The organism is Acidisoma sp. PAMC 29798 (genome assembly GCF_030252425.1).
Lineage (GTDB): Bacteria > Pseudomonadota > Alphaproteobacteria > Acetobacterales > Acetobacteraceae > Acidisoma > Acidisoma cladoniae.
The window spans coordinates 622,450-636,981 of record NZ_CP126994.1 but is presented as its reverse complement, the minus strand read 5'-3'; the positions used below and the strand labels follow the sequence as shown (position 1 = coordinate 636,981).

The following is a 14,532-nucleotide window of genomic DNA, read 5'->3' as shown; positions in this document are numbered from 1 at the left end:
CGCCGCGCATCCGCCAAACCTAGCCCTGTCAGACCAGCTCTTGCCGCCCCAGGTCTTTACGCCAGGGCGCATCGGCGCCTTGCCGTGCGCAAGTCAGGCTCGCGACTGTCTGGCCCAGGGCCAGCGCGTTTCGCAATCCACTGCCCGACAGACGTGGCAGATCAGCCGGCGTGAGGTCGCCGGCCTCGTGCAGCCGCGCCAGCAGTCCCGCCATGAAGCTGTCGCCGGCGCCCACCGTATCGACCATCTCGGTCGGGATCGACGGCGCCGCGATCCGTGCGCGCCGGGTCCATCCCGTCACGCCCTCGGCGCCACGGGTGATCACCACCAGGGCCGCGCGGCCCTGGAACCAGGACGACGCAGCGTCATCGGGGGACACGCCCGGCATCAGCCAGTCGAGGTCATGGGCGCTGATCTTGATGATGTCAGCCACCGCCAGTAGCCGCGCCAGACGCGCGCGATAGCAAGCCTCATCCCTCACCAGCTCCGGCCGGATATTGGGATCGAGGCTGACGATGCGCGTGCCACCGGCTTCGGCCAAAGCGAGTGCGGCGAAAGCCGCCCCCGCAGGCTCCCTCACCAGGGCGATCGAGCCGACATGCAAAGCAGTCACCTCTGCCGGCAGAGTGTCGCCCGGCGCTGGCTGCCAGGACCGCTCGGCGGCGCCAGTATCAAAGAAGGCGTAGACCGGCTCGACGCGGTCGAGGCTGACGAAGCCCAATGTGCTCGGCAGATCGAGGCGCTGCAGGAAATCGGTCCGCACGCCGCTCTCTCGCAATCCGGCGATCAGATCCTCCCCGAAGAAGTCGCGCGACACGGCGGCGAGCAGGCCCGTGGGCACACCAAGGCGACCGAGCGCACGCGCGACATTATAGGAGGAACCACCGGGACAGGGCCGATAGGCGCGCGCGCCACCGACCGTTTCAACCGGAATAAAGTCCATGAGGGCTTCGCCGCAGGCAAGGATTAGTCCAGTCAATAAGGGCCGCCCCTGCGCTGATGGCCGCTTATGCGAAACAGCGCCAGCGCCGTCAACACGCCACACGTCGCTTGATCGTGTTTGGCACTCGCGGTCCAAACACCCTTTATGAAGTAACCAGAGAACAATAGAGTGTCGTGATGGTACCGTTACGTGTTTTGCTTGTTGAGGATGAACACCTCATTCGTTGGCTTGCGGCGGAAGCTTTGCGAGACGAAGGGTTTGAGGTGCTCGAAGCGAGTGATGGCGACGAGGCCGTCAGTCAGCTTCGTGATCCCGACCATGTAGATGTCCTGTTCACCGATGTCCGCATGCCGGGGGAGTTGGACGGTATCGCGCTTGCCATGCGCGCGCGGGAGATGTCACCCGGCCTGCCGGTGATCGTCGCGACCGCCTATGCGTCCCAAGTGGCGATCCGTCTGGAAGCGCTGAACCCGCCGGCCCATTTCCTGCGCAAGCCGTATAGCATCCGCGAGATCGCGGATATCGTGCGCCAAGCCGCTGCTTAGGCTCGCATAACTACCGCTCTGCGATGATGGCTTTAACGCGGCTCGCCAGACCTTCCATGGCGAAGGGCTTGGTCAAGACATGCATGCCAGGATGCAGGTGGCCGTTGCCGACCACGGCATTCTCGGCATATCCGGTGATGAACAGCACCTTGAGAAGCGGCCGAAAGACGCGTGCAGCATCCGCCAATTGACGGCCGTTCATGCCGCCCGGTAGCCCGACATCGGTGACCAGAAGATCGATGCGAATGTCGGATTGCAACAGTTTCAGGCCCGACGCGCCGTCGATGGCTTCGACCACCGCATAGCCGAGTTCTTCCAGAACCTCCGTCACAAGCATGCGAACGGTCGGCTCGTCATCCACAACAAGGACGGTTTGGCCCTCATCGGCACGGGGTGCGCCGCGCGGCTGCGCCGCCGGAACTTCAGATTTTTCATCGTCCCCAAAATGCCGCGGGAGATAGAGACATACGTTGGTGCCCTGTCCGGGCTCGGAGTAGATGCGTACCTGCCCGCCGGACTGACGCACGAAACCATAGACCATGCTCAGCCCCAGGCCGGTTCCGGCACCGATGGGCTTGGTCGTGAAGAAGGGGTCGAAGGCCCGTTCGATCACCTCCGCCCGCATACCTTCCCCGGTATCGCTGACGCAAAGCGACACATATTGCCCGGATGGCAGATCGCGGTCCTGCGCGGCGCGCTCATCGAGCCATTTGTTGCTGGTCTCCACCGTCAATCGGCCACCGCCGGGCATGGCGTCCCGCGCATTGATGCAGAGATTGAGCAAGGCGTTCTCAAGCTGGTTCTGATCGACCAGGGTGCTCCATGGCCCTGCCGTGCCGACCACCTCGACGGTGATCGAAGGCCCCATCGTGCGCCGGATCAGCTCCTCCATATCCGCGATCAGCCGGTCGGGTCGCGTCACCTTCGGCTCCAGCGTCTGCTGCCGCGAAAAGGCAAGCAACCGATGCGTGAGCGCTGCCGCGCGCTTGGCCGCGCCCTGCGCCGCCGTGATATAGCGGTCGAGTTCGCGGAACCGACCTTGCGCGAGCCGAGACTCCATGACCTCCAGGCTGCCCGTGATGCCCGTCAGCAGATTGTTGAAGTCATGGGCGACGCCACCCGTGAGTTGACCCACGGCTTCCATCTTCTGGGACTGACGGAGCCGCGCCTCGCTCACCTGCAGGGCCGCCGTTCGCTCCTCCACCTGGCGTTCCAGCGACCCCGCCAAAGCCTGCAAGGCGTTTTGCGCCCGCCTGCGTTCCACCGCCGAACGGGTGCGTTCCGCCACTTCGCGAATGAAGACCAGCTCGTCCTCGGTCCATGCGCGCGCCACGTTGTTGTTGAGAAAGAGCAGCGCCACGAGGCCGCCTTGTTCCCGCACCGGCATATTGATGGCCGACACGGCGCCAATCGCCCGCAGCTTCTGCGCCGTCGCCTTGGTGCGCGGATCGGTCTCCGCATCGGCGAAGACCACCGTCTCACCGCGCTTGAGATCGTCGATATAGGTGCCGTATTCGCGAAACTTCAGCACCCCGGCAATGCTCATCGAACCCGGCATATTCCAGTCACGCTCGATGGAGATCGTCTCCGCCTCAAGATCGATCGTGCCATAGCCCGCGCGCGTGACGCACAGGGTGCGGCCCAGGAGCTCGGCCGCCATGAACGAGACGTCGGCCGGGTCGTCGCTATTGCCGAAGCGGTCGGCGAGATCGATGAGGGCGGCATGATGCGCCTCGGCCCGTTTTTGGTCGGTGACGTCGCTCGAAATGCCGATCATGCGCAGCGCCACACCGTCCGCGCCGTAGGCCGGCTGACCGCGCACAGCAACCCACCGCACCTGCCCGGTCTCGCTCACGATTCGATAGTCGATCGCATAATCCTGGCGGGTTGCAACGCTGCTGGCCACCGCTTCCAACATGCGATCCCGATCATCGGGATGCACCACCGCAAGCAGTTCGGCATAGGTGACGTCGCGCTCTGGATCCTGTCCGAACGCCAATCGGCACAGGGGCGACATTGTTATGTCGCCGCTGACGAGATTCCGGCTCCAGGTTCCGAACCGCCCCGCCTCAAGCGCCAGACGGAGATCGCCCTCTCTGGCACGCAAGGCGGCCTCACTGCTGCGGAGCGCGATCTCCGCCCGCCGCTGTTCCGTGATATCGACAACGATTCCCGGAAACCGGTTGGGCTGGCGATCCGCATCATAAACACACTGACCGTACGCCAGAACGTGGCGCACGACACCGTCCTCGCCGCGCAGACGATATTCCTCGGAGAAGGGTTCGCCGGTTTGGAGGCCGAGCGCCACGAAGGCACTGACCCTGTCGCGATCATCGGGATGAATGGCGGCCATGAACGCGGCAATCGGCGCGCCGGCCGCCGCTTGGGCGGGGTCCACGGCGAAGAGACGAGCAAAGCGGGTGTCGGCGTAAACGAGGTCTTCGCGAATATGCCAGTCCCAGAAGCCGACGATCTGAGCATTGCTCAGCGTCAGTTGCAGCCGCTCCTCGGTGTCGTGCAGAGCCTGTTCCACGGCATGGCGTTCGGAGATGTCACGCGAGATGGCGACGATCTGGACCGGCGCGCCCTCGATCTGCACAGGCGCGAAGCGTACTTCCCACCAGCGCGGATTGCCCATCGCCGTCGGCCCAAAGCCTTCGACGCTGATCGTCTCCCCCACGCCCGCGCGGCGGACGGCTCCCATGATCTTGGGGCGCTCAGCCTCAGGCCAGATGTCCCAGAAATATTGCCCCAGCACCGCCTCGACCGAGGCGATCTCCTTGAGTTTGAGGCAGCGGTCGTTGACGAATTGGATGCGACCGTCCGCCGATAGCACGAGCACGCAGTCTGGGCTGGCCGCAATAACCGCCAGAGCCGTGGCACCGTCGAGTTCGCCGGATGCGCCATATGCGCTGGCAGGCTCCAACTCGCCGGTCCGATCCGTCATGCCCAACGTCCTTCATCGCTGCACAGCTGATGCTTCGTCTCGATCCGGTATCGCACGGCCTGCGCATAGCGCTCAAATCTCGACAACGTGACCTAAGCGCCTCAAGCACTCTTTACGGACCCACGAATCGCAGTTATGTTCCCGTTTCGTTCGCACGACCTTCGTTAGCACGCGTTATATTGCGAGACGGGAGATTGAGATGGCGCGGATCAGGAAAGAGGACCATGCGAGGATTCTCGAAATGGTCGATGTCGAGGAACGCAAGGTCGGCGAAGTCGCAGTGGCCTTTGGCTGTACCACAGCCAATATCTATGCCCTTCTTGGCAAGTTGAGGCGCGCGACCTTCAAGGCCGAACACGATAAAAGCCAGACACCGTTGGAGCTGGAAGAGACCAAACCCGCACCTGCGGACGATAATGTTCTGGCCTTTGAGCGCATGCCCCCTGTCACGGAGGTGAGACCGGTTCGCCCGCCAGCCCCGCCTCGCCCCGCGCCGGTGCCTGTCGCGCGCATGCAGGCCGCGCCTGAGGTGGAAGCGGCTCCCGAACCGCGTGAAAAAATCTCGAAGCTTGGCGCCAAGCTGGCAAAGCCGGGCGTCGGCCTTGTCATGCGCACCGCCGATGGCGAGGAGAGCATGTCCCCGTTTCGCTCGCTGGACGATCTGCTGTCGGCGATCAAGCCGATCCTGCGCGCCACTGCGCGCAATGCCGATCCGGTATGGTTCTCTCTCCAACCCGTCGATCTCAGCGCCATCGAAATCGACGCCGCTTAGGCATTACGGATCGGTGGTGCTGGGGCCCTGCGGCGTGAGTTCCGGCATTTGCGTCGGCGCCGCGCGGGCGACCACGAAGGCGCTCTCGTTCTCGACGCCAGGAGTTCGGCGCATACGAAGCAGTGTGAAGCCAGACAGCAACAGCAGCGCCGCGGCGATGAAGAAGAACAAGGAATTGGCGCCACCCGTGCGGGTCATCACAGCGCCTGCCGCGACCGGGCCGATGGTCGAGCCCACCGCCCAGGCGAACAGCAAGCCGCCGCTCGCCGCGACGTAATCGGTGCGTGCAACGCGGTCATTGGTCTGCCCGGCGCCGAGGCCGTAGAGCGGCGCGGTGACGCCCGAGAGCAAGCTCCCCAGCAGGATCAGCACCCAGAAGGGCGACCCGCCACAGAAGGCGAGCAGCAGGGCCAGCACAATGGCGAGGCCGAGGGCCGCCAAAGTCATTGGCCGGCGGCCGAAGCGATCGGACGCCATGCCGACGGGATATTGCACGAGCAAGGCAGCGATCAGCGCGCCCGAGAGAAACACAGGCACCTGCCCCGGGCCATGGCCGTGCCGCTCCAGATAGACCGGCACAAGGGTATAGAAGCAGCTATTGACGAGGCCGGAGGCGAGCACGCAGGTCGTGCCCATGGGCGACGTGTTATAGAGCCGGCGCAAACTGAAGCGTTTGCGCTCCCCCATCGGCGGGTTCGAGACGGGGGTCACAGCCATGGGCAGCAGGGCGCTGGCGAAAGCGACGCCGGTCATGATCAGCGCGGTATCGGCGTTGCGCAGCAGGCCGAAGGCGAGCGGGCCCATCGCCGCGCCGCCCCAAGAGATCAGCAGATAGGCGCCGAAGGTGCGACCCCGCGTCGCGCTATCGGTTTTGTCGTTGAGCCAGCTTTCGGCGACGAGAAAGACGCCGCTGAGTTGCCAACCCATCACCAGGCGCAGGCCAGCCCAGACCAAGGGCGAATGCGTGCTGGTCATCAGCAGCGCGCAATCTGCCGACAGGGCGGCGAAGACCGCAAAGGCGCGGATATGGCCGACCGCCCGCACCAACCGCGCGCAGGTGAGCGTGCCGACCAGGAAGCCCAGGAAGTAGGCGGAGCCCACAAGGCCGATGACGCCCGAATGGGTATCATGCGCCGAGAGGGTCAGCGGGATGAGGGTGGTGAGCATGCCCAGCGCCACTTCGGCGATCAGCACGCTCAGGAGGACGGGAATGATCGAGTTGAAGCGGCTGGGCATGGCAATCGGTATAGCCTGGAGGGTGCGACGGTGGCCCATCGCAAATTCTCATGGCGATGCGCGTTTTGGTGGGCGCGGCACGTTTCGTCTTATCGTCCCTCGCGGCGTTTGCCGATCGGCGTATTGCCTGTCATTATGACGACCATCTAAACAAGGAGCTTCCGATGTCGCTCACGATGTATGCCATCACCGTTCCGGCCTTGCTGCGCGGCTTCGGCGTCATGTCGCATTATCTCGATGCGGCTGAAGCGTACACCACGGACAAGAAGATCAGCCCCTCCGTTCTGCTCGATGCGCGGCTGTATCCCGACATGATGTCGCTGACCGGCCAGGTGCAGCGTATGAGCGATGCGGCCAAGTCCGCCATCGTGCGGCTAACCGGTGTCCTGAACATGCCCATGGCAGATACGGAAACGAGTTTCGACGCACTCCGCGATCGCGTGGCGAAAACCGCAGCGATGATCAGCGCCGTCGATCCGCATCTGTTCGAGGGGAGCGAGGACAGGACAACCGAGGTGAAGATTCGCGGAGGTCAAGGCAAAATGCGCGGGGACGCCTATGTTCTGCAAGTCCTGCTGCCGAACTTCTATTTTCATCTCGCGACCGCGCACGACATTCTTCGCCATAACGGCATCACTGTCGGCAAGGCCGATTACTTCGGCGCGATTGCGTTCAGCGAGAGCGCGACGTAACGAGCGCCGATGTGAGGGCTGTTCCCTCGTCAAAGTGTCTCGTCATGCGCGGTCGCATCGTTCTCTGCACGCAACTCACCACAGCGCCTCTTCTTGTCGTCATCCGCGCACTTGACCCGTGGATGACACGGAAGAAAAACTAAAGCCGCACAGTCCCCTCCACGCACGTCACCACCGCGCCGGCGATCCAGATATCCGCGCCGATCTGATCGACATGCACACGTCCCGCACGGCCGAGTGTCGTGCCCTGGCTCGCGATGTAGGACGGCGGGGCAATACCCGCACCGATCAACCATTGCGCGATGCCGGCGTTGAGGCTGCCGGTGACCGGGTCCTCCGTCACGGCAGAGCCCGGAATGAAAGCCCGCACCTCGAACTGCGCATCGCGCCCCTCGCGGGAGGGATCCCAAGGCGCCACCACACCGATGATCAAACCTGAGAGCGCCGCGAAGTCCGGAGTAAGCGCCAATACCTCCGCGCGGGAGCGCAGCATGACGCCGATCCAGGGCGGGCCATTCTCGATGCGCTGCGAGGCCACAATCGCCTCCGGCGCCACGCCCAAACCCAGCGCGATGCGTGCCAAGACCTCCGGCTCCACCGCGCCACTCCGACGCAAAGGGGGTGCGGCGAAAGCCAACCGACCGCTGTCACGGCGAATGCGCACGAGGCCGATATCGCATTCCTGCACAACTTCGTCGGCCTTGGGCATGCCGCCGGCCGCGAGCCAGACATGGCAGGTCCCGAGCGTGGGGTGGCCGGCGAAGGGCAGCTCCGTCTCGGGCGTGAAGATGCGCACGCGATAGTCCGCCTCAGGCGATGTCGGCGCGAGCAGGAAGGTCGTCTCGCTCAGATTGGTCCAATTCGCGAAAGCCGCCATCTGGACATCGGTCAGCCCATCCGCGCCGATCACCACCGCCAGCGGATTGCCCTTCAACGGCTCGGTTGAGAAGACATCGACTTGTTGAAAGCCAAAAACCGCCACCGTCACGTGCCCGTCGGCATATGCAAATACATCGATTGCAGACCCAACCGCCCCGGACCGGTGAAGCGGTTGGTGACGAAACTCATGCTCGCGAGCAGACCGGTGGAGAGGTTCTGCACATTGGTCCGCATCTCGACCGTGGGATCCTTATAGACCCAGGCTCCGGGTTCGACGTCGATCGATTCGCCTGGCGCCAAGATCTTCTCGAACACATTGCCATAGCCATGCAGCCACAGGATGCCGTCACCCGCCCCGGCGCGGAAGGTGTCGATGAAAAAACCATTGCCCCCGAACAGCATGTTCGAGAATCCACGCACCCGCTGGTAGGTATAGTCGAGGCTCGCGGTCGCGGCGAGAAACTGATGCTCCCGCACATCGAGGGATTGGCCGTGCGCGAGGTGGATCGGCACGATCTGCCCGGCGCCGTCCCGGCTGAAGGCGATCATGCCTGGCCCCTCGGCCTTGGTGACGATGACTTGAATCCCCGCCATGATGCGCTTGATGGCGCCGCGCAGAGGCATGATGCCGATTTGCACGGCAGGCTGCTTCCATAGCATGACGTGATGCTCGAAATAGACCGGCACACGATCAAGCTCGACCGTCAGGCTCGGGACCAGCTCACCCTCGATATGATAGACGACGCCGCCGAAACTTTCGTCGCGGATGGCGGTCTGCCTGATCCTCGGCGCCTGGAAGCCCGTCGTCGTCGCCATGCGTGACACTCCTCAGAAAGCGGCAATCGCCCCGGCGACAGCCAGACAGGAACGCTTAGAAGTCGCTCGCCGCCATGCGGCAACCCGCTGGCGGCACGCCCGGGAAGCGCGTCCAGGTTTCGGTCTGGCCCAAAGCCGGGACGAACAGATATCCGCGCAGCTTGAGCACACCGGGCGAAGCGAGTTCGATCCGCGCGTTGTAGGTCTTGCCGCTCTTGGGATTGGTGATGGAGCCAAACCAAGCGCCGTTGCTGCGCTGTTTCAGGTTGCCGATGAACGGAAAATCGCATTGCGGACGATGGTTCCATGTCATCGGCATGGGGTCAGTGGGATGGTCGAACTCCATACCGACCAGGGCGCCGCACAAGGTATCTACACCGCAGGTGTAAATCTGCACGACGCCTTGGTGGTCGGCCGTCTCCCAATAGCCCAAGGCGCCTGGCTCCGAGCGATTATCGGCCAGGGCGGCCGGCACGCTGAACACGCTCACCGCAATCAGCAATCCGGCCAGAAACCGTGTCACATAGCTCGTCAAGCCAATCCACCCCTTGCCCACGGTCGCACGTTTTGTGGAACTATTTCCGAAGGCCGTCCATCCGGCCGATTTGGCGGCCACCACCGAAACGCCTAGCCTTGTCACGTTGACCAGGAGTTTCGATGCGCGCCTTCCATAGCCTGTCCCTGCTCGCCGCCCTGCTGATGGGCGCAATCGTGCCGCAAGCAGCCCTCGCCCAAAGCAGCGATCCGCCACAGGGGCTGATCGGCGCCTGGGGGCCGGATCGTGATTGTGCGCAGGAGGTGGCGGTTTTCCGCACGGATGGCACCGTCATCGACACCGGGGCCCCGGCCGGGCAGCAATCCGCAACCTATGCCGTGACCGGCGATACCCTTGCCTTGACGCAGAACGGTAGCACGGCGCGATTTGCCTTCGCGATGAGCGGCGGCGCCATCGCCTGGTCCAATGGCGTCGACATGGTGCTCAAGCAGCGCTGCGACGACCAGATGGCCTTTGCCGCCCAGCTTGGTCATCCCGGGCCTGTCGTGCCCCTTTATGACCAGATCCTCGCCTTGGCCGGGCAGACGCTGCGCTATGGTGCGACGCCGGTCACGGTGGTCAGCGTCGATGGCCATCCGCGCGGCGGATCCGGGGCCTATGACGAAGTGGTCGCCCATGCCGATCCCAAGCTTGTCGGACGGAACAGCCTGCTGCTGTATCGTATCTTCCCGACGGTGAAGGCCGCGACGGATCATGTGTCGCTGGATGTGCAGGCGCCGGGTGATTTCCTGGCCAGCAAGCGCGGTCTCGGCACCATGTCGGTGGTGGCCGCCAAGGATCTCGGCCCCGGGGGCAGCGCGCCCACTGCGGATCAGGGCATGATCAATTGTGTGCGTTTCCACCCCAAGGGTCAGGGCACCGTCATCATCACCTGCCTGGAACACAGGCCCAACACGCGGCTGGTCGCGGGTGGGGAGCAGAGCTTTACCTTACCTGCAGGTGCGACGCCTGAGGATCTCGGCACCCAGGACGAGCTGACCGAGACGCTGGATCTCACCAGCCTCGCAATCGACCAGGTTCGCGGCTTCCTGGCGGCGAACCCCCAGCTTTAGCGAACCGCCTTAGCGGGCCGACGGATGATGGCCGGACATCTCATCCCCCGCCTCGTCCGGCAGCCGCAGGGCGAGGAAGGCGGCCGGCAGCATGACGAGGCCGACCGCCACGAAGGCTATGGAAAAGTCGCCGAGGGCCGGGTGCGTGCGTCCGCCGAGGAGGCCTGACACCGCGAGCACGGCGGCGCCGAGCGTGACCCCGAGCGTCAGCGACAGCTGCTGCAAGGTGCTGTAGAGGCTGGTCGCCTGGCTCATCCGCAGGGGCGGAATATCGGCATAGGCGATGGTGTTATAGGCGGTGAATTGCACCGAGCGGAAAATGCCGCCGACCAGCAGAACGACATAGATCAGGGCGATCGGCCAGGACGGGCGGAAGGCGGCGGATAGACCCACCACGACTGCGGCGATGCCGCCGTTGAGGGAGAGGACGGTGCGAAAGCCGAAGCGGTGCAGCAACGGCTTCACGATCGGCTTCATGACCAGGGCGCCGGCGGCTGAGACGAAGGTGATCATGCCGCTGCGGAAGGGCGACAGCCCGAAGCCCAATTGCAGCATCAGCGGCAGCAGGAAGGGCAGCGCCCCGACGCCGACCCGAAACAGCGATCCGGCAATCACCGAGGTCGCGAAGGTCGGGATCCGCAGCAGCGTCAGGTCGAGCAGCGGATGCGGATAGCGGCGCCCGTGAACCACGTAGCCCAAGGCGGCCATGGCGCCGATGGCGATCAAGGCGACAGCGGCTACGGGTGGCAGAGCGCCGCGCCCAAAGGACGAGCAGCCCATGATGATCCCGGCCATGGCCGTGCCGGCGAGGATCTGGCCGAGGATGTCGAAATGCGTCTTTTCGGTCTTGTCGTCCCGTTTGATCAGCATGGTGATGGCCGCGACACCGACGATGCCGATCGGGATATTGATGTCGAAAATCCAGTGCCAGGAGAGTGTGGTCACCAGGAAACCGCCGACGGGCGGACCGATGACGGGGCCGAGCAGCGCCGGCATGGTCAGCCAGGACATCGCCGCGATGAGGTCCGCCTTGCCGACCCGGCGCAGCAGAAGCAACCGCCCGACCGGCACCATCATGGCGCCGCCCAGGCCTTGCAGGATGCGCGCGCCGATGAGCATGCCGAGGCTGGTCGAGATGCCGCAGAGCACGGAAGCCAGCGTGAAGACGATGATGGCGGCGCGGAACACCTGCCGCGCGCCATAGCGATCCGCCACCCAGCCGCTCGCCGGAATGAAGGCGGCCAGGCTGACGAGGTAGGAGGTGATGACGATGTTCATCGTCACCGGCGCCACGTCGAAGGCTTTCGCCATCGCCGGCAGGGCCGTGGAAACCACGGTAGAATCGAGGTTCTGCATGAACAGCGCGGTTGCCACGATCAGCGCCGTGACGCGCATTTCGGCGGGCAGACCGCGCCGGGCCCCTTTGTCGGGGGCCGGCACGCCGTCTGGAGGAGCCCGCTTCGCGCTGCGGCCAAACAGGCTATCGCGCTCCGCGCACTGCGTCATGCTCTGCGAAGGCAGAGCATCCACGCCTTCCTTGCGAAACGAAGGCAAGGCGTGGATGGCACGCCTTCGCGTGCCATGACGGGAGACGGGTACGACGGATCAACCCGAACCCGTCATGCGTGATCAAAGGCTAAGCCTCGATTTCGCTGCCGTCCTGGCTCCACCGGGTGTGGAAGCTGCCGTCCTTATCCAGGCGACGATAGGTATGGGCGCCGAAGTAATCGCGCAGACCCTGGAGCAGATTGGCCGGTCCCCGCGCCCGACGCAGACCGTCATAATAGGCAAGCGCCGAGGAGAAGGCCGGCACCGCCACGCCGTTCTGAACGGCCCGCACGATGACCTGACGCCAAGCGGCCTCGGCCTTCACCACCGCGTCCCGGAAATAGTCGTCGAGCAGCAGGTTCGACAGCTTGGGGTCGCGGTCATAGGCTTCCTTGATGCGGTCGAGGAAGCGGGCGCGGATGATGCAGCCGCCGCGCCAGATGGTGGAGATTTCGCCCAGGTGCAGTTCCCAGCCGAACTGCTGGGCGGCGACCGTCATCTGCTCGAAGCCCTGGGCATAGGCGACGATCTTGGAGGCATAGAGCGCGTCTCGGATAGCGTCGATCTCGGCCTTCTCGGGCTTGCGAATGGCCACTGCCGGATGCGGGTACTTTTTCTCGGCCTCGCCGCGCATGCCGCGACGACCGGACAGGGCGCGGGCATAGACCGCCTCGGTAATGGCGGTGACAGGCACGCCGAGGTCGAGGGCGGATTGCGCCGTCCAGCGGCCGGTGCCCTTCTGCTCGGCTTCATCCACGATCGCATCGACCAGCGGCTTGCCGGTGTCGTCCGTCTTGCGCAGCACGGCGGCGGTGATTTCGATCAGATATGAATCGAGGTCGCCGGCCTTCCACTCGGTGAAGATCTCGGCCATGGCCGCGGCGTCGAGGCCATAGAGCGTCTTCATCATGTCATAGGCTTCGGTGATGAGCTGCATATCGGCGTATTCGATGCCGTTATGCACCATCTTGACGTAATGGCCGGCGCCTTCAGTGCCGATATAGGTGCAGCACGGCGTGCCCTCGACCGTCACGGCCATCTTGGTGACCATCGGCGCGATGTGGTCATAGGCCGAGCGCTCGCCGCCCGGCATCATGCTCGGGCCTTCGAGTGCGCCCTCTTCGCCGCCAGAAATGCCCATGCCGATGAAGCGGATGTTCTTCGCCTGGCATTCCTTGAAGCGGCGGCTGGTATCGGTGAACAGCGAATTGCCGCCGTCGATGATGATGTCTTCGGCGTCCAGATGCTCGGACAGTTCGGCGATCATGTCATCGACCGGCTTTCCGGCCTTGACCATGATGATGATGGCGCGGGGCTTCGCGAGGGCCGCAACGAAATCGGCGACCGACTTAGTCGCGACGAACTTTCCTTCATGGCCGTGTTCAGCCATCAGCTTATCGGTGCGCTCGTGATTGCGGTTGAACAGCGCGACCTCGAAGCCCTTGCGGGCGGCGTTGCGGGCGAGATTCGCGCCCATGACGGCCAAGCCCAGAACGCCCAGTTCCGCCGTTCCGGCTGCTGCGTGATCACTCATGATGTGTCCTCCTCGTCTCTCTGACGGCTACGCCGCGTCGGCCGGGACCCTAATCCGCGAGCGGGGCCTTCGCATAGGCCGCCCCAAGCGCGGCGGGGTCCCAAGCGCGCCGGGTGTGACACGACATCGATCGCCGCTGTCGTATAAGATGGCGCGCCACCTTGAAGGGCGGCAGAGCCCGGCGCGGCTGGGCGCATCACAAAGGGAAAGACCATGTCCACCATGCTCGCCCAGGAACACTGCGTGCCCTGCCACGGCGGCATGCCGCCGCTGGATCTTGCCGGCATCACAGCGCTGCTGCCGGAGGTGCCAGGGTGGCATCTGGCGGCCGCGCCCTCCCGCATCGAACGCGAGTGGAAGTTTCCCGATTTCGCGACGGCCCTCGCTTTCGTGAACCGCGTGGGCGATGTGGCGGAAGCCGCCGGACATCACCCCGACATCGCCTTTGGCTGGGGTTTCGTGAAAGTTTCGCTGCATACCCATGCCATCGGCGGATTGCATCGCACGGATTTCGTCGTTGCCGCGCGGATCGATGGCTTGGGGGAAGGCTGACTTAAACGCCCAGGGTGGCGGAAGGCGCTGCGCTTTTTCGCCCTACATGGTGAAGAAACGCATCACGACCTTGTTGCCGGACTCTGGCTTCGCCTCCGGCCCGGGCCATGCGACGCTCAATCACGCATCATCGAAAGGAACGACGCTATGAAAGCTACCTGGAACAACCAGACCATTGCCGAAAGCGACGACATCGTGACCGTCGAGGGCAATGCCTACTTCCCTGCCGCGTCACTGCGGCAAGACGTGCTCAAGCCGAGCGCACTCACCAGTGTTTGCCCCTGGAAAGGGACCGCGCATTACTACAGCCTTGAAGTCGGCGGTAAGACGAACGCCGATGCCGTCTGGTACTATCCCGAGCCCAAGGACGCCGCCGCGAACATCAAGGATCGGGTCGCCTTCTGGAAGGGCGTCACCGTCTCCTAAATCAGATCATCCTGCATCAGGGGGTAACGATTCC

The 14,532-nt window shown here is 64.3% G+C and carries 14 protein-coding genes; 6 read left to right on the top strand and 8 right to left on the bottom strand.

The window, feature by feature from the left end; all coding sequences use genetic code 11:
* Positions 1-28: 28 nt before the first annotated feature.
* Positions 29-979: a carbohydrate kinase family protein gene (locus tag QP803_RS03110; protein WP_284946215.1), complete on the bottom strand. Its 951-nt coding sequence runs from the start codon at positions 977-979 to the stop codon at positions 29-31.
* Positions 980-1,119: 140 nt separating this feature from the next.
* On the opposite strand from QP803_RS03110, the gene QP803_RS03105 reads away from it, so the two are divergent.
* Entirely contained in the window at positions 1,120-1,488 is a 369-nt protein-coding gene (locus QP803_RS03105) for a response regulator (protein ID WP_284946214.1), read from the top strand.
* Positions 1,489-1,498: 10 nt separating this feature from the next.
* Here the strand turns inward: QP803_RS03105 and QP803_RS03100 are convergent, their stop codons facing one another.
* Positions 1,499-4,435 (bottom strand): PAS domain-containing hybrid sensor histidine kinase/response regulator, encoded by a 2,937-nt coding sequence (locus QP803_RS03100; RefSeq protein WP_284946213.1) that lies wholly within the window; start codon positions 4,433-4,435, stop codon positions 1,499-1,501.
* A 199-nt stretch (positions 4,436-4,634) separates the two neighbouring features.
* On the opposite strand from QP803_RS03100, the gene QP803_RS03095 reads away from it, so the two are divergent.
* Positions 4,635-5,207: a hypothetical protein gene (locus QP803_RS03095; RefSeq protein WP_284946212.1), complete on the top strand. Its 573-nt coding sequence runs from the start codon at positions 4,635-4,637 to the stop codon at positions 5,205-5,207.
* 3 nt (positions 5,208-5,210) lie between these two features.
* Here QP803_RS03095 and QP803_RS03090 read toward each other — a convergent pair whose 3' ends face one another.
* On the bottom strand, positions 5,211-6,482 hold the full coding sequence (locus tag QP803_RS03090) for an MFS transporter (RefSeq protein ID WP_284946211.1): 1,272 nt from the start codon (positions 6,480-6,482) through the stop codon (positions 5,211-5,213).
* Between the two features lie 125 nt (positions 6,483-6,607).
* Here QP803_RS03090 and QP803_RS03085 point away from each other — a divergent pair, with 125 nt between their 5' ends.
* Positions 6,608-7,135 (top strand): DUF1993 domain-containing protein, encoded by a 528-nt coding sequence (locus tag QP803_RS03085; protein WP_284946210.1) that lies wholly within the window; start codon positions 6,608-6,610, stop codon positions 7,133-7,135.
* A 139-nt stretch (positions 7,136-7,274) separates the two neighbouring features.
* Here QP803_RS03085 and QP803_RS03080 read toward each other — a convergent pair whose 3' ends face one another.
* From QP803_RS03080 to QP803_RS03070, 3 genes are read right to left on the bottom strand one after another with little or no spacing between them, the layout of a single operon-like run.
* A complete protein-coding gene (locus QP803_RS03080) occupies positions 7,275-8,117 on the bottom strand; it encodes a PhzF family phenazine biosynthesis protein (RefSeq protein ID WP_284947812.1) in 843 nt (280 codons plus the stop codon).
* 2 nt (positions 8,118-8,119) lie between these two features.
* Positions 8,120-8,830 carry an AIM24 family protein gene (locus tag QP803_RS03075; protein WP_284946209.1) on the bottom strand — a complete coding sequence of 237 codons (711 nt, stop codon included), beginning with the start codon at positions 8,828-8,830 and terminating at the stop codon, positions 8,120-8,122.
* A gap of 55 nt (positions 8,831-8,885) precedes the next feature.
* Complete coding sequence (locus QP803_RS03070; RefSeq protein ID WP_284946208.1) at positions 8,886-9,365, bottom strand: DUF2147 domain-containing protein; 480 nt, start codon at positions 9,363-9,365, stop codon at positions 8,886-8,888.
* A 122-nt stretch (positions 9,366-9,487) separates the two neighbouring features.
* On the opposite strand from QP803_RS03070, the gene QP803_RS03065 reads away from it, so the two are divergent.
* The gene (locus tag QP803_RS03065) at positions 9,488-10,438 is read left to right on the top strand and encodes a hypothetical protein (protein ID WP_284946207.1); all 951 of its coding nucleotides are present in this window, start codon (positions 9,488-9,490) and stop codon (positions 10,436-10,438) included.
* 9 nt (positions 10,439-10,447) lie between these two features.
* Here the strand turns inward: QP803_RS03065 and QP803_RS03060 are convergent, their stop codons facing one another.
* Both QP803_RS03060 and gnd read right to left on the bottom strand, forming a co-directional pair.
* Entirely contained in the window at positions 10,448-11,968 is a 1,521-nt protein-coding gene (locus tag QP803_RS03060; protein WP_350356059.1) for a DHA2 family efflux MFS transporter permease subunit, read from the bottom strand.
* Positions 11,969-12,074: 106 nt separating this feature from the next.
* On the bottom strand, positions 12,075-13,520 hold the full coding sequence (gene gnd, locus QP803_RS03055; protein ID WP_284946206.1) for an NADP-dependent phosphogluconate dehydrogenase: 1,446 nt from the start codon (positions 13,518-13,520) through the stop codon (positions 12,075-12,077).
* A gap of 213 nt (positions 13,521-13,733) precedes the next feature.
* Between gnd and QP803_RS03050 the strand changes: the two genes are divergently transcribed.
* Entirely contained in the window at positions 13,734-14,072 is a 339-nt protein-coding gene (locus QP803_RS03050; protein ID WP_284946205.1) for a 4a-hydroxytetrahydrobiopterin dehydratase, read from the top strand.
* 147 nt (positions 14,073-14,219) lie between these two features.
* Positions 14,220-14,498: a DUF427 domain-containing protein gene (locus tag QP803_RS03045; RefSeq protein ID WP_284946204.1), complete on the top strand. Its 279-nt coding sequence runs from the start codon at positions 14,220-14,222 to the stop codon at positions 14,496-14,498.
* Positions 14,499-14,532: the final 34 nt, after the last annotated feature.

Excerpts from the sequence above, each read along its gene's own strand:
- QP803_RS03105 (WP_284946214.1), top strand. The coding sequence starts at position 1,120 with ATGGTACCGTTACGTGTTTTGCTTGTTGAGGATGAACACCTCATTCGT.
- QP803_RS03100 (WP_284946213.1), bottom strand. The coding sequence starts at position 4,435 with ATGACGGATCGGACCGGCGAGTTGGAGCCTGCCAGCGCATATGGCGCA.
- QP803_RS03095 (WP_284946212.1), top strand. The coding sequence starts at position 4,635 with ATGGCGCGGATCAGGAAAGAGGACCATGCGAGGATTCTCGAAATGGTC.
- QP803_RS03090 (WP_284946211.1), bottom strand. The coding sequence starts at position 6,482 with ATGGGCCACCGTCGCACCCTCCAGGCTATACCGATTGCCATGCCCAGC.
- QP803_RS03085 (WP_284946210.1), top strand. The coding sequence starts at position 6,608 with ATGTCGCTCACGATGTATGCCATCACCGTTCCGGCCTTGCTGCGCGGC.
- QP803_RS03075 (WP_284946209.1), bottom strand. The coding sequence starts at position 8,830 with ATGGCGACGACGACGGGCTTCCAGGCGCCGAGGATCAGGCAGACCGCC.
- QP803_RS03065 (WP_284946207.1), top strand. The coding sequence starts at position 9,488 with ATGCGCGCCTTCCATAGCCTGTCCCTGCTCGCCGCCCTGCTGATGGGC.
- gnd (WP_284946206.1), bottom strand. The coding sequence starts at position 13,520 with ATGAGTGATCACGCAGCAGCCGGAACGGCGGAACTGGGCGTTCTGGGC.
- QP803_RS03050 (WP_284946205.1), top strand. The coding sequence starts at position 13,734 with ATGTCCACCATGCTCGCCCAGGAACACTGCGTGCCCTGCCACGGCGGC.
- QP803_RS03045 (WP_284946204.1), top strand. The coding sequence starts at position 14,220 with ATGAAAGCTACCTGGAACAACCAGACCATTGCCGAAAGCGACGACATC.